Genomic DNA, 25,558 nt, shown 5'->3' with positions numbered 1-25,558 from the left:
TAACTCAATTTTATAAAGATTTTATGTAGATTATAGTGCTATAAGAATTTTAATACCCTTCGATTTAGATGCATTTTATAAAGTTTTCTATGTAAAATCTTTATAAAATCTTCATATTCTTAATTTATAGTGTATGTAAATCAAAAATTGATCCTGTAACTTTGTAAGAACGCTTTAATATTAATAGCAACAAAGTCTTAATATCTATAAGGAGGCATTTTCTTGAATAATAAAAATTATAAATACTTAGCTTTTACATTATTTTCAGCAGCAATCTTATGGTACTTAATGTTTGTTATAAAACTTTTTAACTTTTGGATAGAAATGAGTTTATCAATATTATTCTTAGTATTAATGGCATTTTTTGCTGACAGAAATATCTTTCATTTTGGAAAACTAAAGCCTAGATATATTCTAGTTGGAATAATATCAGCATTAGTCTTGTATGGAATATTTTATGTAGGAAATATTATATCAGGATATTTATTTCCATTCAAAGACGCTCAAATCTTATCAGTTTATAGTAATAAATCAAATACTAATCTAACATTAATAGGCCTGTTACTACTTTTTATAATTGGTCCAGGAGAGGAGATATACTGGAGAGGATTTATACAAAATGCTTTAAGTAAAAAACTAGGTCATACTAAAGGGTACTTAATATCTGTTTTATTATATTCAGCTACACATATTGTCACCGGTAACTTTATGCTAATTATAGCAGCTTTAGTATGTGGATTATTTTGGGGATGGCTTTATAAGAAAGAAAAAAGTCTTTTACCTGTGATAATATCTCATGCTATTTGGGATGTAACTATATTTGTTTTATTCCCGCTGATGTAATAAAAAGTATTCATCTAAAAAAGGTGTACTGATGCTGTTATCAGTACACTTTTTTTTAGAATTCTTATTTTTCATTATATATTACTATCTTCTTAACAATATCTCCGTATAAATTAGTTACTTCAACATTTTTAAAACCTGATTTTTTAATATTTTCTAATGTTCTTCTATTTATATTAGCTCCATAGGTATTTACTACAATCGGATTTAATATATCCATAATTATACCCAAAACTTTTTTCTCACTTCTAACATGTTCTATCATTATTATTTTCCCATTTGGTCTGCATACTCTTCTTATTTCATTAAGACATTTTATTGGATCTGGTACGGAACAAAATACACAGGTAGTATATACTGTATCAAATGTGTTATCTTCAAATTGTATGTTTTGAGCATCCATATTAAGCAAAATAACATCTTTATTGAACCTTTTCTTTTTTTCCTTAGCTTTTTCTAACATTTTTTCACTGAAGTCAATAGCTACTATGTCTATATCATCAGGATAGTACTCTATATTCTTCCCAGTTCCAACACCTACTTCTAAAACCCTTCCCCTTAGATCTTTCATTAATTCTATTCTCCATTGTCTCAGCGCCATAATTTCCATTGGGTTTTCAAGAATATCATAAATTTTAGCTGCTCTATTATATCTTCTTCTGATTTTTTCAGTTTGTTTATCCACAAAATCCCTTATCTCCCAATTTTTAAAAAGCACTATGAACATTATAATAAATAAACATTCCAATTACTCCCACAAGCACCACAAGTATATACTCATATACATAAATCTTAACATTATTATCTTCTAAATCTGTTTCCTCCATTTTCTCCTTACTCTTAATAACATTTCTTATAATCAAAGCCACTATAATTATTACAATGCTGGTAATGTGAGCAACTGTAAAAGGTTTTATTACCACAGGATTTGTTCTGAAAAACTCTATAATAAATCTATTTATTGAAAAACCTATAATATAATTTATAAACAATTGCCCATTATATTTTATCTTACCTCTACGATTCCAAAGATATACAAATAAAATAAGATCTAAAATCATTTCATACATCTGAGCTGGATGAAGTAATTGAGAATTAATCACTATTCCCCAAGGATAGCTGGTCTTCATTGGAATTCCAAAAATATCACAGCCTATTCTTCCTATAGCTTGACCTGCAACTATACCAGGAGCAAAAGCATCTGCAGCAGTCCAAAAGGATATTTTCTTTCTTTTTGTGCACCAAAATGCAAATAAAATCCCTCCAATTAATCCTCCCTGTATAGATAAGCCACCATCTCTAAATGAAAATATTTCTGCTGGATTTTGGATGTATGTATTAGGATTAAAGACAAGTATATAATAAAGTCTTGCTCCAACTACACTAGCTATTAATGTATACATAGCTAATTCAAGCATATTATCTGTATCTAATCCCTTTCTCTTAGCTTCACTTTGCATTAAATATATTCCAACAAGCATTCCAATTGCTATCATTACTCCAAAAAGATAAATTGTAAAATTCCCTATCTTAAATAGTTCAACCATAAAATTTCTCCTTCCATAACTTATTAAAGGTTAAGATTAAATTAAAGCTTCTAATTTATTCACAAAATCCTTAATTTATTATAACGATAAGTTATGAAGTACATATGAAGAAGAAAAAATATTGAAATTTGATTTTAATATTATTAAAAATTAGCAACAGTCCAAAACTGATCCTATCTACACATAATTGCTTCATTAGCTATCTTAAACAGTATTTTATAATTATCTCCAAACTTACCTAATACACTGCAATGTTCATATAAGTCAGAAAATAATATATATCTTAAAGATATACAATCCATATTTAAAAATGATGGTCTTTTAAGTTGAGCTATAATTTCTCTTTCACGAGAATTTGGAGCAACTAGAAAAAAGTTATACTGCTTATCTCCAAGAGAAGATGCAAGATCGACTAGTCTTAAGATACCAGAATATATTGATGTACTTTTTTCTATTTCAAAAGCACATTCAATTTGTTCAGTATTCTTGTTTATCCAAATAACGTCAATTAAAGAAACTGTTTTTGCTACATCCTTAGGAAGATTTAAATCTGGTAATGCTGGTACTGCCATAAATTCAAGACTCTTGCCTTCTAAGGATTTTGTACGATCATTTGTAGCAACAAAAACGTTATATCCAAGACTTCTACCAAGCTCTGTTAGCATAATTTGAATTCTCAAATGCTCTGACTCTTCTTTTAATTCATTTAACACCTCTTTGTGTCTCTTTTTAAGCGCCTTTTCTAGTTTATCTTTCTCAAATTTTAATGTCGTTTCCCAGTTTTCATTAAGTGCAATTTTTCCTATACCAACATCAAATAACAATCCAGATATTGCTCCTAAATCCTTTGATAGCTCTGGACCAATATCTTCGTTTGCCTTTATGATAAGTTCTCTCATCTCTAAATAATGTTGCCAAGAGCCTAACTTCTTTTTATCTGAAAACACGGCATTAAAGCCTTTTATCATAGCCGTATTAAATGGAGGCATTAAGGTTGGATGTAAGAAATAAAGAATATTTGCAACAGCTGGGCCTAACCCTTTAATCTTATATTCATCTAATTTTATAATTTCCTTTATTATTTTATCTGCAGTATTAGCGGACATACAACTTTCAAGGAATTGTCCAAATATCCTTTTATTTTCTTCATTTTCATAAATATCGGGTATCCTAAGCTTAGGTTTCCAATAAAAAGGATGAGCTGCCCCTTCAAAGACTTGTTTTTGCTCAGTTATACAATTCAAAACAAATTCTAATGGTGATCCTTTGAAGTCATTTCCGAAAGTATTATTTTTTATAATGCCTTGCTAGTTCAATTAGGCTTTGTATTTTCATTATGTAACTCCCCTAACTTTTAAAATAACTAAGAATTAATCCTGTTTTGCTTAATTATAACAAGCATTTATCCTAACAAGCAAAAGTGTATTGACCATTTCTTACCAATACACTTTCTTATTTTAATCTTAAAATTTGAAGTTTTTTATTTTTCCTCTAACTATAGATTCATTAACTGCTTCCTTAATCATTTCTCTTGAAATTTTATCATCCCTATACACAACCTTAACTATTTTAGAACTAAAATCTACACTTAACTCATCTATCTCTCTTAATTGATTTAGTGTTTTTACAGCATTCATCACACATCTATGACAAAGCATGTTATCTTGTTTAAATTTAACCTTGTGACTTTTCAAAGATATCACTCCTCTATTATTGTACTACCATCATTCCATTACTTCTCATCATTGTTTGATGCATTTTTATCATATCTTGCCTGCTAACAGATTCCATCATCTTTGCCATTGAAGCATATCCGTTATTTTTCATTATATCAATCATTTTGTTATAGTCTTCATCTGTTAAGTTATTTATAATTTTATTTTCTCTTCCTTATGCTTTTATTATAAGACCTGATTGTGAAGAAATTATGAAAGAGATAATATTAACAAAAATTTTCACGGATAATTTTCAATATAGATTTATACTTATAATAGATAAAATTATTTAACTCTACGTGCAGTAATGTAATCTGACCTATCCCAGTACGAGGCAGAAAAGTAGACTTGTATTAAGGCAAAAAGGCTTTGGAAACTGCTAAAACCATATTTACTGCCTGATTTGGATAAATTCCAAGACCAACAAGCACTATTGTAGATATGGTTAGTACCAATTTTGCACTTTTAGATATAATAATAGGTTCAAATTTCTGATGAAGGAATATATTAAAACTCTAGATAAATAACTTGTCTAAAAAAAGTATAGTGGCACGCATACCTACTATACTTTTTTCTTTAATCTCCTTTTTAAATATCTCAATCTTATTACAAAGCACTTCTATATCTTTTAGAAAATGAGAACTAATGAAAATATAAGAATAGTAAACTTTTATCCGATGTCTATCGCCACTAACACCCCAACGCATTCTGTGAAAGCGATTCGCACCAAGTCAGAGATTTGGGCTCTCTGCTTTTCTTAAAGTTGGGGATAAATGGCGCTACGACCCTGGATAACGGCTTCTAAGCTTCAGATGGAGTTTAAAACTCCACCTGAAGCTTAGAAGCCTGTTTATAGATTTTGAATTTCTTCATAATTTCTTTATATACACAATATATAATTCAATTAAAATATAATTATTTTTAAATTAATAAAAGCATTTTGGAGGGATAAGTATGAATTGTCATGAAGATAAAAAACAAAACCAAGGAAATCACAAGCATAGTCCATTAAAGCATATGTTGCATATGATTGTCTGCTGTGGACTACCTATAATTATTATAGGATTATTGCCAGTTATAACAAGATTTAGCCCTAGTGCTGGTAATGTAATTGGGAGAATAGCACCATTTATATGTCCAATAATGATGATTTTTATGATACCAATGATGATAAGTAATAATAAAAATGGAAGTTGTTGTGATACTAAAAAATCGAATACTGATAATAAGGAAGTAATATAGATTTATAGAAATAGAACTATGGAGGAGGAGAGACTCAACAACACTAATGAGTTCTCTCCTTAAATAATAACCCATAAAAATATTATAAATTCGCTTATGAAAAGAGGGACACTGCACATGATGAATAATACTTTAGATGTACAAAATATTTTCTCCTCTATTGCAGAAAGCTACGATAAATTGAATTCAATTCTAACTTTTAACATAGATAAAATGTGGAGAAAGAAAGCTATAAAAGTATGTGATCTAAAAGCTGGTAACAAAGTTTTAGATTTATGCTGTGGTACAGGACAGATGATTAATTATGCCTGTAAAAAAGTAGGAAAAAATACTGAGGTTGTAGGACTGGATTTCAATCAAGAAATGATTGATGTTGGATATAAAAGACTTAATCAAAGCATAAAAGATTATAAGTTTAGATTAATAAAAGGTGACGTTTTAAAATTGCCTTTTGAAGATAATAGTTTTCACTGTGTGACAATCGCATTTGGTCTTAGAAATATTAAGGATAAAAATAAAGCATTGTCGGAAATGTATAGAGTTTTAAAGCCTGGTGGGAAACTTGTTTGTTTAGAGTTATCTAACCCAGAAATACCTATTCTTAGAGAACTACATTCTGCGTATCTGAATTTTGTTTTACCTACTATTGGCTATATAGGTACAAAAGACAAAGGAGCATATATGTATCTTAAAGATTCTGTAAGAAGCTTTATGTCAAAAAAGAAACTAAAGCTTTTCTTTGATGATTCTGGTTTTGTAAATACCGGTTATATATCTTTAACCGGAGGAATTACATCAATTCACTATGGAGTAAAAAGATAAAATATGTTACTTATAATTTTGGAATTAATTTCTTCATAATTTCTTTATATCTTAAAAATATAATCAATATATAGAAAATATTAAGGGTTTATGAGAGGAGATTTATAATGAGTATATTTAAATACCTTTTCAGTAAAAAATTCAGAGAAGAATATTCAAGACAATTGGTACACAAACTTAATGATATAGATGAGCAGATTGAAAAAATATACACTAATATTAAGTTAGAAGAATCGAAAAAAGCTTCATAAATATATAAATAAAAGATCCATCTTTTTACTATATAACAATAGCGTACTGATAAAACACTCTTATCAGTACGCTATTGTTCATTAACTATAAAATTTTATTCGATCATCATATTTCTTCATAATCATCTAGTAAAATATAGAAAATAGAAATATATACCATAGATTAGTTTAGGAGGAATATTACATATGAATACCATTAAGAAAAAGCTATTTGGAGTCTTCAGTCTTGTTTTAATCTTATTTATTACCTTAGGTACAATAGGATTATATGAAATGAAAAAAATAAATTATAATGTTGACCATATATATAATCAACAACTAAATGGCATTAACTATATTAAAGAAGCTGAATATTATATAGTTAGAGTTGAAAAGGCAGAAAAAAGTGTGCTATTGGCGCCAACCTTAGAAGAAAAAAAGGAACATTCCATGCACTTAGAAGAATTCTATTCTAATGGAATTATAGAAAATTTAAATAAGTTTAAGAAAATATCTCATACCGAGGACACAGTAAAGGTTGATAGTTTAATTAATAAAATAAATGAAGTTAAAAAAATTCAGTTAGATGTTATATCTAAAAGTATAAACGGCCAAACTAAAGAAGCACTTGCTTTATCAAACAGTACTAACGATAAATTTCAGCAAATAGAAAAAATTACAAATGAGATAGCCCAAGATAAATTAAAAGAAGCTAAAAATGATTATGACGAAAGTTTGAAAATATATAACAGAGACATTAAAATGGTCATTGGATTTGTTGCAGTGGCATTTATAATTGGTTTAGCAACATCAATTAGTATAGCTTCTTCAATTATAAGTCCTATAAACAAAAGTATAGAGTTTGCTAAAAAATTGGCTGCTGGTGACTTAAAAAATAAAATGAATTTAAAACTAAACAACGAACTAGGAATACTTATAAATTCTTTAAACCATACTGGCGAAAAACTAAAGGATATAGTTTCTCATATAAAGTTTAATTCTACTGAAGTTACATCAGGAAGCAATCAACTAGCTTCTGCCATTGAGGATACAAATTCTGTAATGGATGAAATAAGCCAAAAGATATTAGCTATCACTGGAAATATACAGAATATAGCCTTCTCTGTAGAAGAAATAGATACAAACCTTCAAAATATTGCATCTAGTTCAAATGAAGTATCTACTTTAACAGAAAAAGCTAAGGATGATTCGATATCTCTTAAAGAATATGCTGATAAAGGAATGGCTTCTGTAGATATAGCTGTAAGTTCTATGGAAGATATAGACAATGCAACAAGAGAGGTAAAGCGTTCTATTAATGATCTAGATATTCTCTCAAAAAAAATAGAAGAGATTATATCAATGATTTCAAGTATTGCAAAGCAGACAAATATGCTGCCTCTAAATGCTGCAATTGAAACAGCCAGAGCTGGGGAACATGGAAAAGGATTTTCTGTTGTAGCAGAAGAGGTCAGAAAACTTGCTGAAGAAAGTGCTGCTGCAGCTGATAAAATTGAATCTATGATTTTAGAGGTACGAAGTAAAACTGAACTAGCTGTTAATAATATCACTATAACTGAACTTAAAGTTAACGAGGGAACCTCTGTGGCTAAAAACACTTCTTCCCATATTAAAACTGTTATTAGTAATGTTACCTCATTAGTTAACGAACTAAATTTAATATCTAAACAAGTTTTTAACCAAGCTGAAACATCACAAAAAATCTCTAAGTCCATGAGTTCTATAGTTACAAATGTTCAAGAAGTAAGCTCTGCTTCTCAAGAAATAAGCTCAAATGTTGAATCTCAAGTATCTGTTATAGCAGAGATATCTTCAACCTCTGAGCAGCTATTGACTATGACAGAGAGTTTAAATAATATGGTAGACTATTTTAAAGTTAAATAAAAAGACCTGTATTTAGTTATTGATATTTAGCTGAATACGGGTCTTTACTATACAATACATTTTTAATTTTTAATTTTAAATTATATCTTCATATTTTCTTCATAGCAAATCTCTATAATAACAAATATGGTGTTAAATGTTGAAAATCATTTATTAATTAGAATTTATATATAGGTGGTGAAAAAATGAAATTTAATGAAATTTCAGTTCCAATAATAAAAGAACTTAATCAACTTGAATTAGAATTAAAAAATGTTACGACAAAATTAGATGATAGTACTTTAAATGATGTTTTTGCCTACTTTTTTTCAATTCCAGGTAAACGTCTAAGACCTATGTTAACATTTTTATCTGCAGGCGCCATAAATAACCAACTTACTTCATCTATAAATCATAGCTTAGTTCAGTTAGCAGTGGGTATAGAACTTATTCACAGTGCTAGTTTAATCCACGATGATATCATAGATGGTGATTTAGAAAGACGTGGTCAAAAAACCTTAAATAAGACCTTTGGAAATAAAATAGCAGTGCTGGCTGGTGATGCATTGTATTCAAGAGCCTTTACTATTTTCTCAGACACCCTACCAGGAGAATTTTCACAGACAATAGGAAGAGTTACTGAAGCAATGTCTATATCAGAAATATTAAATGCTAAAAACCCTTTTCCAGATCGTGAAACATACCTAAAAATAATTTCAGGAAAGACAGCAGTTTTCATGAGTGCTTGTTGTAGTCTCGGTGCTACTATAGTGAGTGCAAGTGAAAAGGAATCAAATATGCTTTCCAAATACGGCGAAAACCTTGGTATGGCATATCAAATACTAGATGATTATATTGACGGAGACCCTGTTGCAATGAAAAATGTAACTATTGAAGAAGGTTTTCAATTTGCATATGCTGCCAAATCTTCTATTGAGACTTTAAAAGACTCAATATATAAGAGAAATTTAATTATGTTAGTAGACTATGTTTTGGATTTCTACAGTCCTAATGTGCAAAATGAATCATAGTTATGACAGTAATATTACTTATTCATATTACAACAAATAAAATTCAAAGTTAAGGGACAGGAGTGTGTATAAATATGAAAATTTTTCGAGACAAAAGATTTGCCATTCTATGGACAATCCTTAGAATTTGGCTTGGTTATCAATGGATATCTGCAGGCATTGAAAAGATATCTAACCCAGCCTGGGTGGGCAGCAAAGCTGGAGTAGCAATTACAGGTTTTCTAAAAGGAGCACTTGCTAAGGCAACCGGTGATCATCCTTTAGTACAGGGTTGGTATGCTAGCTTTATTCAAAGTGTTGCTTTACCTAATGCAAAAGTTTTCAGCTATTTAGTAGCTTATGGTGAGGTGTTAGTAGGTATTTCTCTAATTCTAGGTGCCCTAACTATTGTAGGTCTTCTTGCCGGAGCTTTTATGAACTTGAACTATATGCTAGCTGGAACAACTAGTACAAACCCTAATTTATATACTGCAGCAATTTTACTTATGGCAGCTGGAGCAAATGCTTACTTATTTGGCCTTGATAGATTTATCTTGCCTAAATTAAGCAAACTTTTCAATAAAAACTCTACTGTAAAGGCAGTGACATAGGTTCATTACTACTGCCAATTTCAAAAGACAAAATATTAGACTATAGTAAAGGAAGGATTTAAAAAATGAAAAGAAGATTACTAAAAAACTTAACAGTTATTTCAGCATTAGTTTTAACTTTATCTACATCAGTATTAGCTGATGGTGGTGGAAAAAAGATAGAACAGCGAGTTGATGGAGTTAAAGCAACCCTTATTCTAGCAGAAGATAAGGCTAAGACAGGCGAAAATGAGTTAACATTGAAATTATACGATGATAAAGATAAACCTATGGCTAATGCAAATGTAAAAGTTACTGCCGAGATGGAAGCAGATAGTGATATGAGTGGTCACAATATGAAAGATGATAAACCTGAAGTAATCCAATTTAAAGCAGGTCATGAAGAGGGCGAATATATTGGGACTGTAAAATTTAGCGATAAAGGACACTGGAAAGTTAAAGCAGACTTTACAACAAATAATGGAGAAAAAATGGCTGATTTTAGTTTAGACGTAATAAGTTCTGGTCCTAACTGGTTTGTGGTTGGAGGCTTCTTAGTAGTAACTACTTTAATTATAGTAACTGCTGGGATAACAAAGAAAAAGAATAAAAAAACTGCAAAAGCATAGAAAGCGAGGTAATGTTTTATGGCAGAAAAAAAGACATCTTTAATCGATGAAGAAAAAACATCCTCATCAGATGATATAAACCTCTTAGATAACAAAAAGTTTGCAAGTTTTATGAAAAGTAAATGGTATCCTGGTGTTTTTCAATGGCCAGTCGCAATAATATTTGCATTTATAGTCTATGAACTTCTATTCGGTTCTACCAGTGCACATGATAATTTCGGTACCGCTGCTACATGGGTATTATGGTGGTCTGTACTGCCAATTATAATGCTATTATTAGGTAGATTCTGGTGTACAATTTGTCCTTTTGGAACACTTAATGATTTAGTCCAAAAATTTGTTGGTAATAATCGTCCCGTACCTAAGTTTTTAAAGAAATATGGAATTTGGATTATTGATGCAATATTCATCTTAATTACATGGAGTGATCATATTTTTGGTGTTGTTGAATCACCAAGAGGTTCTGGTAACCTACTCCTATTAATTACTCTTGGTGTAATTGCTTCTGGCGCTATATTCGAACGTAGAACTTGGTGTAGGTATATCTGCTTTTTAGGCGGGTTATCCGCTAACTATACTAGAGCAGGTATGATGGAACTTAGAGCTACTCCTGAAAAATGTGCTAAATGTAATGTGGCTGCTTGTTATAAAGGAAATGATAAAGCAGCAGGCTGTCCTATGTTTGAGTTTCCAAGAATTATGGATACTAATGCGGAGTGTAACTTCTGCGGAAACTGCGTAAAGAGTTGTCCAAATAATTCTATTAGAATATCAAGACGTATACCTACCAGAGAATTATGGTTTATTCGTAAACCTAAACTGGAAGAATCATTCCTTGCTGTTGTTATTATGGGTATCGTATTTGTACAAAATATAACTATGCTTAGTATATGGCAGTCTATTCTAAATTGGCTTGAAAAAGTTACTGGTACTGATAGCTACTACGTAACCTTCACTATAACATTTATTATAGCAATGTTAATTCCTATAGCAATGCTATCATTAACAGGATTAATTGCTAAGAAATTTAATGGAGATTCCGTTAAACAAAACTTTGCTAAATTTGGATATGCCATCATCCCGCTAGATATGACTGCTCATATAGCTCACAACTTATTCCACTTACTAGCAGAAGGCAAATCAATTTTATTTACTTTCATGGCATTGTTCGGACAGGAAATGCATGGTTCAGCTGCTATTTTAGATACTGCCACAATACAAGTTCTTCAGTATGCTTTAATTGTTCTTGGTGCTATTGGTTCAATATATACTGCATACAGAATTTCTAAGAGCAATTATGGCGGTAAGAATAGTAAGTCTCAAGGATCTTCTATAGTATATGGAGTATTAATTCTGGTATTAGCTATTATAAATATAATACTATTCATGCTCCCAATGGCAATGCGTATGTAATTATATTTAGATTGTCGTATATAATATAATTGTCATAATTTAATTGAAAAATTTAAGGTTGGTTATTTATGAAAATAACCAACCTTAAATTAATTTCCTCTAGTACTTGTACAAACAAATATTTTTGCATTCCTTTATAGTTTTGATTACGAAACTTGTTCAAATTGTAAACTATATAAAGAAGCATATATACCCTTCTTATGCATAAGCTGTTCATGAGTTCCTGATTCTCTAATACCATCCTCTGTCAATACTAATATTTCATCCGCATTTTTTATAGTACTTAATCTATGAGCTATGACTATAGTAGTCCTATTTTTTGAAAGCTCTTCTAAAGATTTTTGAATATATTTTTCACTTTCATTATCGAGAGCAGATGTTGCTTCATCGAGGATCAAAATTGGTGGATTTTTAAGGAACGCTCTAGCAATAGATATTCTTTGCTTTTGTCCACCAGAGAGTTTAACTCCTCTTTCTCCAACAAAAGTATCATACCCATCTTCTAAATTCATTATAAATTCATGAGCATTTGCCTTCTTAGCTGCTTCAATTATTTCTTTATCAGATGCCCCAGGTTTTCCGTATGCAATATTTTCTTTTATAGTGCCTGAAAACATATATACATCCTGCTGTACAATACCTATAACCTTTCTTAGAGATTTTAATTTTATCTCTCTAATATCTTTTCCATCTATTTTTATAGAGCCACTATCTATTTCATAAAATCTAGGTATAAGGCTGCAGAAGGTAGTTTTACCACTTCCTGATGGTCCTACTAGTGCAATATTTCTTCCTGCATTAATTTTTATATTTACATTATTTAATATTGTACTTTTATCATCATAGCTGAAGGATACATCATTAAATTCTATTTCACCCTTAATTTTTTCTAATTCTACAGCATTAGGCTTATCCATTATATCTGGTACAGTATTAATTACTTCTAAAAATCTGGCAAAGCCAGTAATACCTTTTTGAAACTGCTCTGTAAAATTCACTAGTTTGTCTATAGGGCTTAAAAATATGTTTATATATAAAATATATATAACTAGGTCCGATACCTTTGCTTCTCCCCTACTAATGAATATTCCACCTAATAATATAACAGTAAGATATAAGATACCTTGAAAGAAACCATTTCCGCTAAAGAATTTTCCCATAATAAAATATCCTGCTTCTTTGGTTTCTAAAAACTCCATGTTTCCTTTTTTAAACTTACTATTTTCAACTTCCTCATTTGAAAATGATTTTACTACTCTAATACCAGAAAGACTATCTTGAATTTGAGCATTAACATTTGCTATCTTCTGTCTATTTTTCATAAAGATAAACTTCATTTTTTTATTATAGAAGTATGAGAAATATAACATAACCATAGTTAAAAAGAATAATGCCGAAGTAATCTTAACATTTATATTCATAAGTATTATAAATGAACCTAATATTTTAATTATAGAAATAAACAAATCTTCTGGGCCATGATGTGCTAATTCCGATATATCAAAAAGGTCAGTAATTATTCTAGACATCAACTTGCCTGTATTATTGTTATCGTAATATGAAAAAGATAACTTTTGAAGATGATTAAAAATATCACTTCTCATATCCGCTTCCATTTTAGCTCCCATTATATGTCCCCATGAAGTTATATAATATTGACAAAAATATCTTATTATATACATTGCTAGCAGAGCAACTCCAATTAGAGCTACAAATTTAATTATTTGATCACTAGTTTTATTTGTGTATACATCATTCAGCATATATCTTACTATTATTGGAAACACAAGATCAATTGCTGAAAGTGTAAGAGCACAAAACATGTCCATAAAAAACATATTTTTATAAGGCTTATAGTATCCTATAAACTTCTTTAAAGTATCCATTTATGTCCCTCCTTTAATTTATTAATACATCTGTCACAAAACTGTATTAGTATTTATTTTTTGTACAATAAAATAAAGTTATCATCTTATGGATTAATATTCAATAGCAAAATAATTTTTCAAAAAATTTCTACTTCTATGTAATTCTAAAACTAAATTGCCGATAACATTACTTAAAGCCACCTCTACATGAGGGAGAAATTCAATATTATAAGAAAAATGAATTATTATATACCTCTTTTTATAAAAATAGCCACAAAAACTTGAAAATTTTATAATTTTTTTATTTTTTGTGGCTTATATTAAATTTTTTATAATGTATAGTACATTTCATATTGTGCTATTTTATCCTGTGTAAACCCAATATGATTTACAAATCCTTGAATAGATGAATTATTTGGGAAACCTAACGTGACCTTAGATAAATTTAAGATTTTACTTCCTTCCAATATTAACTCTTTTGCAACACCTTTGTTTCTAAAAGAATTATTTACCCATAAAAAATTTATTTTGCCATTCTTATTCATACTTATAACTCCAGCTAATCTATCTTCAGTGCATGCAGCTAAAGTCAATTGCTCTTCTGACTTCTCTAAATAATCTACATCATTTTGCCAATTAATGTGCACATCTAATATTTTTTCTCGTATAACTTTTAATCCAGCAGTATCCATTGGCTTTATGATTAAATTTATTTTGTTATTCTTCTGTATTTTACTTATGTCGTCTAATATATAGTAACTTAAATCATATATTTTTTCATAATTTAATCTTTTGTAAAAATTTACAGCCCTATCATTTCCTACAATAACCTCTAAAAACAACTGTCTGCAGCCTTGTTTGACAGCTTCTTCTTTATGAAGCTTCATTAACTGTTGACTTATTCCTAATCCTCTGTATCCCTTCTGTATTGCTAATGTACCACATCTCATAGTTTTTATACCTTCATAAACTTTGACTCCCCCAAGAACTACACCAATAGGTTTATCTTCATCTAATGCAATAAAGGACAAATCTAAGCTATTTCCCTCTGAGCCAAAAAATCTTTTTATAAAAAACTCCTGTAACATTTGTACTTTTATTATATAATCTTCAAATCCATTGTTAAAAGCATTAAAAACTAAGTCAATATCTACTTCTGAGCATTTTTTATAAATTATCATATTCATTTCCCCCAATAAGTTTTCTTAATATCATATCAATATGGTTTTCTATTATAGCTTCTGTAAGAGAAATGCCCATAACACTATTGAAAAATCCAATTCCATCTGTGGATGATAATATAATGTAAATCATTGAATCTATATCCAATTTAGAATTAAATTCTCCGTCGTCAATCCCCTGTTTCAATATACTTGCTAAATCATTATGAAATAATGTATATCTTTTTTGGGCTGCAACTAAAGTCTCTGGATTTCTTGAAACTACTGACCAAAATTCAAAGGTAAATTTGGCATTCAACAATGTATCTTCGTCAAACAATTCACCTAGAACCCACTGAATATATTTCTTTAATTTCTCAGTACTTTTAGCAGATTTTTCAAAGCTCTCTATCAAGCTATGTCTTTTATTAAACCTGTCCTCAGCAATTGCTAAAAATATCTCTTCCTTACTCTTAAAATAATTATATATTCCCCCTTTACTCATTCCTGTAGCTTTTACGATATCCTCCATTGAGGTTTCCACAAAGCCTTTTTGTGAAAACAATTTCATGGCATTATCAATTATATAGCTTTTTTTCTGTGTTTTAGATTCTTCACTAATTTTAGGAGACATAACAAACCTCCAAAACCGACCAGACGGTTTTTTATTTTATAATATCATTTTATATGTATAATATCAATATCTATTCTAAAATTATTGACAGTACAGAAGAGGTACAACTATAAATACTTACAATAAGTCAAACATCCAGGTGAATATCTATATAGAGAAACTAACTTTCGGCCTAGTACAACTATAATAAAAAAACAATTTACAATACTTAATTGCAAATTGTTTTTTTTAAACTATTTACTTTTAAATAATTTTACGTACTCTCCATATCCCTTTTCTTCAAGTTCATTAAAAGGAATAAATCTTAATGCAGCACTATTTATACAATATCTAAGCCCACCTTTATCCTGTGGACCATCATTAAATACATGACCTAAATGAGAATCAGCATTTTTACTTCTAACTTCTATGCGGTGCATATTATGGCTAAAATCTGCCTTTTCCTTTATATTTTGTTTTTCTAATGGTTTAACAAAACTAGGCCATCCACAACCTGAATCAAATTTGTCCAATGAGCTAAAAAGAGGCTCACCGGATACTATATCTACGTACAATCCTGCTTCTTTATGATTCCAAAATTCATTTTCAAAAGGTCTTTCAGTGGCATTTTCCTGCGTTACTTTATATTGAGTAGGGCTCAATTTTTTTAATAGTTCTTCATTGTTAGGTTTTGGAACTTCATCTTTCTTCATCTATTATCACTCCTTTAGTATTAGCTTATCTAAAGTCGATAATATAATTCAAGCTGTACTTTAAAATGTTTTAGCTAAATAATTAAAAATAGCCTTCACCTCTGCATTAATTTCAATTACCCCTTCCATTATAGGTGTAGCTTCAGTTGACGCTGCTAGTACAGCTTGGCGGTATACAGGTCTAGGTTCCTTCTTTTCTTCTATTATTCTAATTGGGGTATTGTTAACAATAACATTTAATGTCTCTCCAAGTTCTCTTGCTTTTTCTAAAGCATTTCTTACAGCAATTTTTAATGCTTGGATATAGTATTTTTCTGGATTGTCAATGGTGAAAGTAATGTTATTTACAACATTAGCTCCACTAGCTACAGCTGCATCAATGATTTCACCAATTCTGCTTAAGTCTCTTAGTGTAACTCTAAATGTGTTCGTAATTTTATATGTTCTAAACACCTGCTTTCCTTCAATGTAATCATATTCTGGGGTTATGGTGTAATTTTCAGTTTTTATATCCCTTTCTTTGATGCCCATTCTTCTAAGTGTATCTAATATTCTGTTGGCTTTTTCGATGCTTTCTGCTTGAGCTACTTTTAAATCTTTATTTTCTACTATAACTCCTATGCTAGCTACTGCTATATCAGGCTTAACCTTTATATTCCCCTTTCCATATAAAGTCATAAGATTATTTTTAACATTTGTATTTGGATATTTTAAGTATGGATAATTGTAGAAGTATCTTTGCATAATGAATCCCTCCTAAATATACGTTTAATATAGGACTACTTGTCCAAAAGTTAACTTTCTAGTTAGTTTCCCTATATATATATTAGAAAAGTAATTTTTTAATTCCCCTAACTTAATATTTCAGAAGTATGAAAGGTTGTATAAACAGGATTCTTGGCTTCAGATGTAGTTTTAAACTCCATCTGAAGCTTAGAAGCCGTTATCCAGGGGCGTAGCGCCACTTACCCCCAACTTTAAGAAAAGCAGAGAGCCTAAATCTTCTATTTGGTGCGAATCACTTTCACAGAGTACGTTGGGGTGTTAGTGGCGGTAGACATCGGATAAATTATGTTATAATAAATATACACTTGTCACAGGCATTAATAAAAGAATTAAGGTGGAGTATTATGAATATCGAAAAGCTTATTGAACAATTTGGGAAAACCTTTGGAAAAATTATTTTTAATAAAAAAGAAAAGTATAGTGAGAAGGTTAATATTCACCAAATGAGTTCAGTAGATACATTCAAAATAATTTTTAACAAGTTATTTCATGATGGAAATTATAATAAAGCAGAAGATTTAATTTTTGATGAATTAGAAAAGAATAATTCACCTGAAGTATATGAAGTCGCAATTGAATTTTATAATTCACTGCTTAAAAAGAGTGATGAAGAATTAAATAAAAGCAATTTTCCAAGAAAAGAAATTTATCGAGGATTAGATGATATACAAAAGTTTAAAATTGATTTATAGGCCTATTAAATTATAGATTCTAAAGCATAGTAGAAGAAAATCAGCCATAAAAAGCACTCTATTTACAACCTCTCTAGCAAATCCCATTTCATGAGTTACTACTATTATTGCCCTACCTTCTTTTGCCTTTTCACTTATGTTTATTATATGAATATAATGAATAATAACTATTTTTATAAGAGGTAATACTGTAATGTTTAATCTAAAATCATTAAAGACAGTGCATACTTATTTAAATTATAAAGAAAATGAATCTAATAATACTGTAAATATATTACAAGGTGTTGTTACCTTATTTAAAGAATCCATTAATGAATTTGGTGCTGCTTCCCCTGAAGATGCTGTAGACATATGGGCTAAAGGTGTAAAGACGAGAAATGGTGCCTTACAATATGCTGTACTTAGTAAAAGTCTAAAAGCTAAAATGGAGAAATCTCTTAATAATACAAGCTGGATAACTGGTGCTTCCAGTCCATGGATAGAAAGTTATAAGATAACTGAGTATAAAAAAATCAACCGCATCACATATAAAGCAATAATAAATTTTCATCTAATGACTGCTAAACTTGATGCTGGATATGTAAATGCTGAATTAACTATCGAAAAGTCCGATAAACATTGGGTCATATCCAAAATTAAATAATATTTAGTCTCCCTATTCGGACCAACTTATCAATTAGCATTGATAAGTCGCTCGTGGAAAGCCATTTAGGCTTTTCACCACTATATAAGTTCTAAGTCTTTTCTGCAATTCCTCGCTAAGACTCATAGAAAAAGTATTTAATCTTACTGCAGAACTGTAAATATATCCTGACCTATAAGTTAACTTTCTGGTCAATTTTTCTATATAAATAGATTTGATACTTATCTTAAATACCTATTTTACATTTTGATGTCTAATATGTAAATTTAAGACCCTTGGTAAATTCCCATAATGGATTTTTTATCCCTTAATCCCATTAATCCTATATGGAATTACTCCTCGAATATTGTTACAATAACACTTGCAAGTAAGCCGAATCTCCATTTGGAGTACGGGGGATTTAATTTTAGGGGTGAATCTTTTAGATTTAAAAGTAGGGGACCTCAACCCGAACCCGTCAGCTAACCTCGGAGGCAAAAGAGGAGGAAGAATATGTTTAAATCAAAAAAATTAAGAGCATTGTTGCTAACTTTATCATTATCACTTGTATCTGCTAAATCTGTACATGCTGCTAGTTATACGGTTACCTATGGTGACTCACTATATCAAATAGGTAAACTTTTTAACACCACTGCTAACATAATAATGCAGAATAATGGACTTTCAAGCAGCACTATTTATCCAGGGCAGGTATTAAACGTTTCAGCAAAAACTTATACTGTACAATCTGGGGACAGTCTTTACTTAATAGCACAAAAATATGGGGTTTCATTGTCTTCTTTAAGACAAGCTAACAACAAATGGGACAACCTAATTTACCCTGGACAATCATTAAATATACCAGGAACTGCATCAAGTACCGTGGCTCAACCTTCAAAGCCTGCAGTATCTACACCATCAAAGCCTGCAGTATCTACACCTGTAGTTTCATATACTGCTAGTGACGTAGATCTTTTGGCAAGATTAATTACTGCTGAAGCTCAAGGTGCGCCATATACTGCAAAAGTAGCTGTTGGTGCTGTTGTAATAAACAGAGTTCAAGATTCTCGTTTCCCTAAGAGCATAAACGATGTAATATATCAAAAAGATGCTGGTTACTACCAGTTTTCACCAGTTTTAAATGGATGGATTAATAAACCTGCTACTCAAGACTCAATAACAGCAGCTTATGAGGCTTTAAATGGTGCTGACCCAACGAATGGAGCTTTATACTATTTTGATGATAGTACAAAAAATACATGGCTTTGGTCAAAAACTGTAGCATTAAGAGTAGATAATATGGTGTTCTCTTACTATAATTAAACATAATACAGATTAGGTATATATTGTAAAATAAAAAGGTTACTGTGCGTGCAGTAACCTTTTTATTATACTTCTTGTTCTTTATTCTATATAGGGAAATTGGCTAGAAAGTTAACTTATACAGTGGGATATGTTTCCAAAGCTAAAGTAGATTTAAAAACTTTGTGTCAATCTTAGCGATGGGTTTTAAGAGAACCTTAGAACTTTAAGTTGGTGAAAAGCCTGAATGGCTTTTCACGAGCAACGTATTAATGGTAATTGATATGTTGGTCCGAACTGAGCACAGCGCCTTAATGTTATATGAAGCTCCTCTTCCTTATGTCAGAGGAGTACTCACTGAGTAAGCGACCATATCAAAATCAAAGATTTTGTATGTCTGCTTAACCGATTCACGCAAAATCACAGATTTTGGTTCTCTGCTTAAAACACAAGCTTTAGACCGGCTAAAAGTTTTTAACGTGCTGAAGCTTGGAAACATATCCGGTTGTATAAGTTAACTTTCGGACTTTTACCCCTATATTATTTTATAACCTTAGTAATATGGAACATATCATCTAAGACTTGCCAATTCTGTGGGAAAGGTTGTGCTAATACCCAGTAGCTTACTCCCCTTAAACCATACTCATTAACTAACTTATATTTAGCCTCAACACTTCTGGCATCTTCAAACCATACAACGTGTTCTTTTCCATTGTCGTCAAAGTAGTTATAATGAGGCGATTGTGCTGTCTCATCATATTTTATTGCCGCACCACGAGCTGCAGCTCTATCAATGGCCGCTTGATTTCCTATGCTTTCTGCAAATTCTCCTCTTGGTGTATAAGGCAGTGTCCAATCATATCCATATAAAGGCATTCCCATCATAATTTTATCAGGAGGTATAACAGATACTGCATAGTTAATTACTTTTCTAACTTCATTTATTGGTGCGACGGCCATAGGAGGGCCTCCAGACCAGCCCCATTCATAGGTCATTATTATAACAAAGTCTACAATTTCTCCATGAGCTTTATAATCATGTGCCCCATGCCAAGCTCCAGTGGTTACATCATAGGTCTTAGGCGCTAAAGCTGTAGCAACAATATAATTAGGATGGAGCTTAGCTACTAACTTTCTTAAAAAATTGTTGTATTTTTCTCTGTTTTCCGGTGCAATTCTTTCAAAGTCTATTATTACTCCATAATACCCTTTATTTTGTATCTCTTTGAGAATGTTATTAATTAAAGTCTGCTGCAAATCATTATTATTCATAATATTGTTAATAAGCTGCGTATCAAAGTTAGCACCAGAAATATTAGTAACAGACATCATTGGGGCAACTTTGTTTTCTTTAGCTATTTGTATAATGTTATCGTCATTTAATGGTGTTAAACCTCCCTCTGCAGTTACATGATGGCTAAATGGAGCAACATAAGTTAAGTAATCAATAGCTTCCCCTAGAACTCTTCTTTCTTTTTCAGGAGTGCTAGGCTGAATAAATGCATTAACTTCAACGTATCCGTAATTTTTAGACTTCTCTGGAATTCTCAATACTAAACCTGGATAGATGTTATATGGACTTGATATATTATTAAGTTCAGCTATGCTTTCTACAGAAACGTTAAATTTTCTAGCAATGGACCATATAGAATCTCCTGGTCTAACTCTATATGCACTTTCTGTTGATGGTATAACTAAAGTTTGACCTACCACTAGCTTAGTGGAATTTTGAAGCCCATTAGCACTAATAATGCTATCGGTGCTGACTCCATTTTCTCTTGCAATAGTCCATATGGAGTCCCCTGGCTTAACCACGTATATTTTCAAGACTCTAACCTCTTTTATACATACTACCAATAATCAGTATATTCTACTTTTATTTTTATGTTCCGAAAAACAAGACTTTAGCTCTAAAATTTGTATGTATGTTAGAGAGCAGGGGCTAATATCCCCTGCTCATATATTATAATAAAAATATTACCGGTAAACTTTTATTTTCATCCCCCGTTTAATACTATACTATTCATAACTACTAAAATTGCTACATTAAATCATATTTTGAAATATAAAATATGAAATCTTGCATAAATTCCTCAATGCGAATTATAAAATTCATTAATACTTTAACAAAGAATTATATCATTTAATATTCTATTGTATTAACTGTTCAAAATTTATTTACAATTTAGATGATTTGATATATTATATTATTATAAATGATAATTTTCAGAATATATTTTAAATTGAAAAGAGGTCAACTATATGGATCTAAGCGAAATCTCTTTTATGGACTTGCATAATCACACTATTTGGTCTGACGGTATACACACACCTGAAAAAATTATAGAAAATGCAATTGTTAATTCTGTAACTACAATAGGTATTTCAGATCACTTCGATACAGATAAATGTCAATCAGTGCTAAAAAAAGATATTAAAAATTATATAATAAATATTAACCAGTTGAAAGAAAAGTACAAAGACAAGATTCAAGTACTTGCAGGAATTGAAATATGTATGAATAAAGAATTAAGCGACTTGGACAATCTACCTTATGAAGAACTTAATAAATTAGACTATGTACTTTTAGAATATATAGATTACTTCAAACACAGTGTTAAACTTAGTGAAATCGGAGAATACACTTCAAAGTTAACTTGTAAAATAGGACTTGCCCATACAAACTTATTAAACTCTTGTAAAATATATGGTTTAAGGTGTGTTATAAATACATTAAAAGAACACAATTTATTTTGGGAATTAAACGTAAATGAAGGATATAACTACTTTGATGAAGTAGTAAACTCTATAGATTCTTGGAAAACAAGCAGATTACTAAAGAAACTTAAGAAAAATAACATATTAATGTCTGTAGGTTCTGATACTCACAGCCTTGACTATTATGATATAGAAAAACTAACAATAGGAAATATGATAGCAAAACATCAATCTATAAGAATGTTAAAATACGATTTCTCCGTAAATAGACTTATTCATGGTAAAACCTTAACTCATTATGGTGCTTAATAGTTAACATCCAAATTCACCTCTAGCTATATATTTATAATTTTAAGGCCTGGATGTATTTAAATCCAAGCCTCTTTTTTATTTTTTGTACAAATGAGATATCTTGAGTTAATTTATAAATAAATTTATTGTTGCATATATTATTTTTTCAGTTATACTATAATATGAAATTAAATTATCATCCATCATCTTCATATAGAGAAGATAATATCCATCGGATAAGATTATTTATAAAGTTAAGATTTTGGCTTTTAAAATGCCCTCTTTTTATGTTATTATAAATTATAATATTCTTATTTATCAAAACAATTCAATAATTGAATAATGATTTTTGTATTTATTCAATTGTCAACTTATTGAATAGATAACTTCTAATCTTGAATAACTTTTTCTAAAAATATTTACTTTAAAGAATATATACTAGATAAAAAGGGGGACTGATTTATGACTACAGAATTACAACAAGCTAAGAAATTTTTAAATCAGTATGGTATGTCATTAGGTCGTAATAAGAGGACAAGCAGTCACTTATTGCGACAATTAACTAGACAAAATATTATAGCACGATCTATGCGTTGTGTATATAAAATAGATAACTTTATAATTAAAGCCTCATCTGATGCTACAGGCTTTCGTTTACCAATTGGAGCAGATCAATGTCTTAACGAGTTCGATTTATATACATCAGATGACGAGCGACTGCAAGAGTTCAAAGAGATATTGTGTCCTGTGTATGCAATATACGAAAGTAAATTTCTATATTTGACTGTCCATAAGCTTTTAAATGCACTGGATACAAGCAATGAATCTACAGAAACAATATATACCTATATTGAAAAAGGATTCAAATTTGCAAATGAAGACAAATTTTTTCCTATTTTAGAAAAGTTTAAAAGTTCCTGGGTTACTAATTCTCCTGAACTTCAAAATGAATATTGCAAAATTAATTCCTTTGGATATGATGAAAATAATAATTTATATGTTCTTGATTATGGAATGTTATAGGATTTATCCTATAACAAAATTTTTTTTGAATTCTTTATTTGTTTTTTGAAGCATAAGATGTTTATAATACGTCTAATATGCTGGAAGGAGGAAAATATCTTGACATAAGATATTATTGCGTATATGGATAAAGAGATTGAGAGACTAATTGATGAATATGGGAATGACGTACTCAGAATTGCATACATATACTTAAAGGACAAATACCTCGCAGAAGATGCATTTCAAGAAGTATTTGTGAAAGTATATAAGAACTTTAATAAGTTTCAAGGAAGCAGCAGCGTGAAAACTTGGATTTTAGCTATTACTATGAATACTTGCAAAGATATATTAAGAAGTTCTTGGTTAAAAAGAATAGTATTTAGCCAAGATCAGAAACTTATTAATTGCAGTAATAATATTGTGGACAATCCCGCTGAAGAGGTTATAAAACAACTTCAATATAATGAGTTATTAAGTGAAGTCATGAAGCTTCCTAAAAAGTATAAAGAAGTAATTATCCTTTTTTATTATGAAGAAGTTTCAACTTCTGAAATAAGTAAAATACTAAGCATACCTGAGGGAACAGTAAGAAGTCGGTTATTTAGAGCTAGGGAAATTTTAAAATATAATTTAGATGGGAAGATAAGCTATGAATAAAGATATCAATAATTTGAGAGAAATTACAGATTCTGTTCTTGAAGATATTAAAGTTACTGATGAGTTGAAGTCATTAACTCTAAAAAAATGCAAGGAAGAAAAGAAACATAATATTAAACCTATTTTTGTAACTGCTGCATCTGCAGCTATTATGGCATTTTCAGTTTTTAGCTATAAATTTATACTACATAATCCTAATTTGTCACACAAAAACAGTAAGGAAGTATCCCATAAATCAGTTAGCCTTAATGACCTTAATAATAATCAGTCTTCGGATAAAAGCAATATAGCTAATCAAGATAAATTAAAAAACAATGTTATCAATAACGAAAACCAACCTGAAGCCACAGTACAGCAAAAGAATTATGATACCATTGCTAAAAATAATCAAAGCGGAGAAAAAATTACTTCATCTAATAATAGCAATGATGGCAAATTGATGGATTCCGCTAAAAATAAAACTTCAAACATAACAGAAGAAACTAAACTCTCCAGTAATTTGCCAGAAAATAAGACATCAAATAGCATGTCAGAAAACTCAACAATAAATACCAATGACGATAAAAGTAATGATGTTTCTACAAATAGTATTTCGAGCAAAGATACTCCTTCAACAAAAGCATCACTAGACGCACCTAAGTCTGCAAGTATAGCTGACGCAGAAAGTTTCTGGGGAGGAAAAATTCTTATGCCTTCATATGTACCAAAAGGCTTCGAGCTTACAGATATATCTGTACCTAAAGATAACTCTAAAGAAATATGCGTAAAGTTAAACTATAGTTTTGAAAACATTTATTTTAAAATAGTTCAAAACAAAAGCACTACTTATACAAGCTATGTTGGCACAGGTGTTGATATTAAAGGCTCGAAAGCATATATTTCTAAAAGTAAAGATGCAAATAATCCAAGCTTAACAATAACAGAAATTAAATGGGTAAATAATAATATACAATATACTATTATAGGAAATCTGCCTGAAGATGAATTAACTAAAATACTAAGCTCAATTAATTAATATAGAACAAATAAGAGTCATAAAAATTTGCCCTATGGCTTTTATTTTATATTAATACCTTTTATTTAAATAGGATATAATAGCCTATAGAAATAACTTTAAAATATATGTTTTGATAATTTTATTTTAATACTTGGAGGTTAAAGTCCTAAATGGACTTTAACGAGTAATTTTGCTGGTGGAAACGGGCA

26 protein-coding genes, 1 pseudogene and 1 riboswitch are annotated in these 25,558 nt (G+C 30.0%); of the genes and pseudogenes, 16 read left to right on the top strand and 11 right to left on the bottom strand.

The window, feature by feature from the left end; genetic code table 11:
* Positions 1-222 precede the first annotated feature (222 nt).
* On the top strand, positions 223-843 hold the full coding sequence (locus ACZ5N4_RS11620; RefSeq protein ID WP_464210083.1) for a lysostaphin resistance A-like protein: 621 nt from the start codon (positions 223-225) through the stop codon (positions 841-843).
* 64 nt (positions 844-907) lie between these two features.
* Here the strand turns inward: ACZ5N4_RS11620 and ACZ5N4_RS11615 are convergent, their stop codons facing one another.
* From ACZ5N4_RS11615 to ACZ5N4_RS11600, 4 genes are all read right to left on the bottom strand, one after another.
* Positions 908-1,528 carry a class I SAM-dependent methyltransferase gene (locus ACZ5N4_RS11615; RefSeq protein ID WP_464210081.1) on the bottom strand — a complete coding sequence of 207 codons (621 nt, stop codon included), beginning with the start codon at positions 1,526-1,528 and terminating at the stop codon, positions 908-910.
* A gap of 22 nt (positions 1,529-1,550) precedes the next feature.
* On the bottom strand, positions 1,551-2,390 hold the full coding sequence (gene lgt, locus ACZ5N4_RS11610; RefSeq protein WP_464210079.1) for a prolipoprotein diacylglyceryl transferase: 840 nt from the start codon (positions 2,388-2,390) through the stop codon (positions 1,551-1,553).
* 173 nt (positions 2,391-2,563) lie between these two features.
* A complete protein-coding gene (locus tag ACZ5N4_RS11605) occupies positions 2,564-3,634 on the bottom strand; it encodes a hypothetical protein (RefSeq protein ID WP_464210077.1) in 1,071 nt (356 codons plus the stop codon).
* Between the two features lie 219 nt (positions 3,635-3,853).
* A complete protein-coding gene (locus ACZ5N4_RS11600) occupies positions 3,854-4,084 on the bottom strand; it encodes a heavy-metal-associated domain-containing protein (RefSeq protein WP_464210076.1) in 231 nt (76 codons plus the stop codon).
* Positions 4,085-5,059: 975 nt separating this feature from the next.
* Between ACZ5N4_RS11600 and ACZ5N4_RS11595 the strand changes: the two genes are divergently transcribed.
* The 8 genes from ACZ5N4_RS11595 (at position 5,060) to ACZ5N4_RS11560 (ending at position 11,925) form a co-directional block, all read left to right on the top strand.
* On the top strand, positions 5,060-5,347 hold the full coding sequence (locus ACZ5N4_RS11595; RefSeq protein ID WP_464210074.1) for a hypothetical protein: 288 nt from the start codon (positions 5,060-5,062) through the stop codon (positions 5,345-5,347).
* A 117-nt stretch (positions 5,348-5,464) separates the two neighbouring features.
* Positions 5,465-6,169 (top strand): bifunctional demethylmenaquinone methyltransferase/2-methoxy-6-polyprenyl-1,4-benzoquinol methylase UbiE, encoded by a 705-nt coding sequence (gene ubiE, locus ACZ5N4_RS11590; RefSeq protein ID WP_464210072.1) that lies wholly within the window; start codon positions 5,465-5,467, stop codon positions 6,167-6,169.
* 107 nt (positions 6,170-6,276) lie between these two features.
* On the top strand, positions 6,277-6,420 hold the full coding sequence (locus ACZ5N4_RS11585) for a hypothetical protein (RefSeq protein ID WP_464210070.1): 144 nt from the start codon (positions 6,277-6,279) through the stop codon (positions 6,418-6,420).
* Between the two features lie 186 nt (positions 6,421-6,606).
* Positions 6,607-8,304 (top strand): methyl-accepting chemotaxis protein, encoded by a 1,698-nt coding sequence (locus ACZ5N4_RS11580; RefSeq protein ID WP_464210068.1) that lies wholly within the window; start codon positions 6,607-6,609, stop codon positions 8,302-8,304.
* Positions 8,305-8,489: 185 nt separating this feature from the next.
* On the top strand, positions 8,490-9,314 hold the full coding sequence (locus tag ACZ5N4_RS11575; protein WP_464210066.1) for a polyprenyl synthetase family protein: 825 nt from the start codon (positions 8,490-8,492) through the stop codon (positions 9,312-9,314).
* Between the two features lie 74 nt (positions 9,315-9,388).
* Complete coding sequence (locus ACZ5N4_RS11570; RefSeq protein ID WP_464210064.1) at positions 9,389-9,904, top strand: TQO small subunit DoxD; 516 nt, start codon at positions 9,389-9,391, stop codon at positions 9,902-9,904.
* A 65-nt stretch (positions 9,905-9,969) separates the two neighbouring features.
* Positions 9,970-10,512, top strand: a complete 543-nt coding sequence (locus tag ACZ5N4_RS11565) for a FixH family protein (protein WP_464210062.1) — start codon at positions 9,970-9,972, stop codon at positions 10,510-10,512.
* A gap of 18 nt (positions 10,513-10,530) precedes the next feature.
* Positions 10,531-11,925, top strand: a complete 1,395-nt coding sequence (locus ACZ5N4_RS11560) for a 4Fe-4S binding protein (RefSeq protein ID WP_464210060.1) — start codon at positions 10,531-10,533, stop codon at positions 11,923-11,925.
* Between the two features lie 146 nt (positions 11,926-12,071).
* Here the strand turns inward: ACZ5N4_RS11560 and ACZ5N4_RS11555 are convergent, their stop codons facing one another.
* The 5 genes from ACZ5N4_RS11555 to ACZ5N4_RS11535 form a co-directional block, all read right to left on the bottom strand.
* A complete protein-coding gene (locus tag ACZ5N4_RS11555) occupies positions 12,072-13,811 on the bottom strand; it encodes an ABC transporter ATP-binding protein (protein ID WP_464210059.1) in 1,740 nt (579 codons plus the stop codon).
* A 311-nt stretch (positions 13,812-14,122) separates the two neighbouring features.
* Entirely contained in the window at positions 14,123-14,974 is an 852-nt protein-coding gene (locus tag ACZ5N4_RS11550) for a GNAT family N-acetyltransferase (protein WP_464210057.1), read from the bottom strand.
* Positions 14,961-15,587: a TetR/AcrR family transcriptional regulator gene (locus ACZ5N4_RS11545; RefSeq protein ID WP_464210055.1), complete on the bottom strand. Its 627-nt coding sequence runs from the start codon at positions 15,585-15,587 to the stop codon at positions 14,961-14,963. Before ACZ5N4_RS11545 ends, ACZ5N4_RS11550 begins: the two co-directional genes overlap by 14 nt.
* Positions 15,588-15,820: 233 nt before the next feature.
* Entirely contained in the window at positions 15,821-16,279 is a 459-nt protein-coding gene (gene msrB / locus ACZ5N4_RS11540) for a peptide-methionine (R)-S-oxide reductase MsrB (RefSeq protein WP_464210053.1), read from the bottom strand.
* A gap of 60 nt (positions 16,280-16,339) precedes the next feature.
* Positions 16,340-17,023, bottom strand: a complete 684-nt coding sequence (locus tag ACZ5N4_RS11535) for an SIMPL domain-containing protein (protein WP_464210051.1) — start codon at positions 17,021-17,023, stop codon at positions 16,340-16,342.
* A 386-nt stretch (positions 17,024-17,409) separates the two neighbouring features.
* Here ACZ5N4_RS11535 and ACZ5N4_RS11530 point away from each other — a divergent pair, with 386 nt between their 5' ends.
* Complete coding sequence (locus ACZ5N4_RS11530) at positions 17,410-17,757, top strand: DUF6483 family protein (RefSeq protein ID WP_464210049.1); 348 nt, start codon at positions 17,410-17,412, stop codon at positions 17,755-17,757.
* A 39-nt stretch (positions 17,758-17,796) separates the two neighbouring features.
* On the opposite strand, the pseudogene ACZ5N4_RS11525 reads toward ACZ5N4_RS11530, so the two are convergent.
* Positions 17,797-17,892, bottom strand: a pseudogene (locus ACZ5N4_RS11525) (peptide ABC transporter ATP-binding protein); the annotation flags it as partial.
* A gap of 58 nt (positions 17,893-17,950) precedes the next feature.
* On the opposite strand from ACZ5N4_RS11525, the gene ACZ5N4_RS11520 reads away from it, so the two are divergent.
* Positions 17,951-18,400 (top strand): hypothetical protein, encoded by a 450-nt coding sequence (locus ACZ5N4_RS11520; protein WP_464210047.1) that lies wholly within the window; start codon positions 17,951-17,953, stop codon positions 18,398-18,400.
* Between the two features lie 360 nt (positions 18,401-18,760).
* Positions 18,761-18,891, top strand: a riboswitch (cyclic di-AMP (ydaO/yuaA leader).
* Position 18,892: 1 nt separating this feature from the next.
* Positions 18,893-19,702 (top strand): cell wall hydrolase, encoded by an 810-nt coding sequence (locus ACZ5N4_RS11515; protein ID WP_464210045.1) that lies wholly within the window; start codon positions 18,893-18,895, stop codon positions 19,700-19,702.
* A 519-nt stretch (positions 19,703-20,221) separates the two neighbouring features.
* On the opposite strand, the gene ACZ5N4_RS11510 is transcribed toward ACZ5N4_RS11515, so the two are convergent.
* On the bottom strand, positions 20,222-21,508 hold the full coding sequence (locus ACZ5N4_RS11510; RefSeq protein ID WP_464210043.1) for a glycoside hydrolase family 18 protein: 1,287 nt from the start codon (positions 21,506-21,508) through the stop codon (positions 20,222-20,224).
* 435 nt (positions 21,509-21,943) lie between these two features.
* Here ACZ5N4_RS11510 and ACZ5N4_RS11505 point away from each other — a divergent pair, with 435 nt between their 5' ends.
* The 4 genes from ACZ5N4_RS11505 (at position 21,944) to ACZ5N4_RS11490 (ending at position 25,367) form a co-directional block, all read left to right on the top strand.
* Complete coding sequence (locus ACZ5N4_RS11505) at positions 21,944-22,708, top strand: CpsB/CapC family capsule biosynthesis tyrosine phosphatase (protein WP_464210041.1); 765 nt, start codon at positions 21,944-21,946, stop codon at positions 22,706-22,708.
* Positions 22,709-23,152: 444 nt separating this feature from the next.
* Positions 23,153-23,713 (top strand): hypothetical protein, encoded by a 561-nt coding sequence (locus tag ACZ5N4_RS11500; protein WP_464210039.1) that lies wholly within the window; start codon positions 23,153-23,155, stop codon positions 23,711-23,713.
* 123 nt (positions 23,714-23,836) lie between these two features.
* A complete protein-coding gene (locus ACZ5N4_RS11495; protein ID WP_178910340.1) occupies positions 23,837-24,352 on the top strand; it encodes a sigma-70 family RNA polymerase sigma factor in 516 nt (171 codons plus the stop codon).
* Positions 24,345-25,367, top strand: a complete 1,023-nt coding sequence (locus ACZ5N4_RS11490; protein ID WP_464210037.1) for a DUF4367 domain-containing protein — start codon at positions 24,345-24,347, stop codon at positions 25,365-25,367. Before ACZ5N4_RS11495 ends, ACZ5N4_RS11490 begins: the two co-directional genes overlap by 8 nt.
* The last annotated feature ends 191 nt before the right edge of the window (positions 25,368-25,558 follow it).

This window comes from Clostridium nitrophenolicum, assembly GCF_055391695.1.
This window is presented reverse-complemented; position numbering and strand designations above follow the sequence as displayed.

Bases quoted from the DNA above. Each gene is read 5' to 3' on its own strand.
- lgt (WP_464210079.1), bottom strand. From the start codon at position 2,390: ATGGTTGAACTATTTAAGATAGGGAATTTTACAATTTATCTTTTTGGA.
- ACZ5N4_RS11595 (WP_464210074.1), top strand. From the start codon at position 5,060: ATGAATTGTCATGAAGATAAAAAACAAAACCAAGGAAATCACAAGCAT.
- ubiE (WP_464210072.1), top strand. From the start codon at position 5,465: ATGATGAATAATACTTTAGATGTACAAAATATTTTCTCCTCTATTGCA.
- ACZ5N4_RS11585 (WP_464210070.1), top strand. From the start codon at position 6,277: ATGAGTATATTTAAATACCTTTTCAGTAAAAAATTCAGAGAAGAATAT.
- ACZ5N4_RS11580 (WP_464210068.1), top strand. From the start codon at position 6,607: ATGAATACCATTAAGAAAAAGCTATTTGGAGTCTTCAGTCTTGTTTTA.
- ACZ5N4_RS11575 (WP_464210066.1), top strand. From the start codon at position 8,490: ATGAAATTTAATGAAATTTCAGTTCCAATAATAAAAGAACTTAATCAA.
- ACZ5N4_RS11570 (WP_464210064.1), top strand. From the start codon at position 9,389: ATGAAAATTTTTCGAGACAAAAGATTTGCCATTCTATGGACAATCCTT.
- ACZ5N4_RS11565 (WP_464210062.1), top strand. From the start codon at position 9,970: ATGAAAAGAAGATTACTAAAAAACTTAACAGTTATTTCAGCATTAGTT.
- ACZ5N4_RS11560 (WP_464210060.1), top strand. From the start codon at position 10,531: ATGGCAGAAAAAAAGACATCTTTAATCGATGAAGAAAAAACATCCTCA.
- ACZ5N4_RS11555 (WP_464210059.1), bottom strand. From the start codon at position 13,811: ATGGATACTTTAAAGAAGTTTATAGGATACTATAAGCCTTATAAAAAT.
- ACZ5N4_RS11550 (WP_464210057.1), bottom strand. From the start codon at position 14,974: ATGATAATTTATAAAAAATGCTCAGAAGTAGATATTGACTTAGTTTTT.
- ACZ5N4_RS11545 (WP_464210055.1), bottom strand. From the start codon at position 15,587: ATGTCTCCTAAAATTAGTGAAGAATCTAAAACACAGAAAAAAAGCTAT.
- msrB (WP_464210053.1), bottom strand. From the start codon at position 16,279: ATGAAGAAAGATGAAGTTCCAAAACCTAACAATGAAGAACTATTAAAA.
- ACZ5N4_RS11535 (WP_464210051.1), bottom strand. From the start codon at position 17,023: ATGCAAAGATACTTCTACAATTATCCATACTTAAAATATCCAAATACA.
- ACZ5N4_RS11530 (WP_464210049.1), top strand. From the start codon at position 17,410: ATGAATATCGAAAAGCTTATTGAACAATTTGGGAAAACCTTTGGAAAA.
- ACZ5N4_RS11520 (WP_464210047.1), top strand. From the start codon at position 17,951: ATGTTTAATCTAAAATCATTAAAGACAGTGCATACTTATTTAAATTAT.
- ACZ5N4_RS11515 (WP_464210045.1), top strand. From the start codon at position 18,893: ATGTTTAAATCAAAAAAATTAAGAGCATTGTTGCTAACTTTATCATTA.
- ACZ5N4_RS11505 (WP_464210041.1), top strand. From the start codon at position 21,944: ATGGATCTAAGCGAAATCTCTTTTATGGACTTGCATAATCACACTATT.
- ACZ5N4_RS11500 (WP_464210039.1), top strand. From the start codon at position 23,153: ATGACTACAGAATTACAACAAGCTAAGAAATTTTTAAATCAGTATGGT.
- ACZ5N4_RS11495 (WP_178910340.1), top strand. From the start codon at position 23,837: ATGGATAAAGAGATTGAGAGACTAATTGATGAATATGGGAATGACGTA.
- ACZ5N4_RS11490 (WP_464210037.1), top strand. From the start codon at position 24,345: ATGAATAAAGATATCAATAATTTGAGAGAAATTACAGATTCTGTTCTT.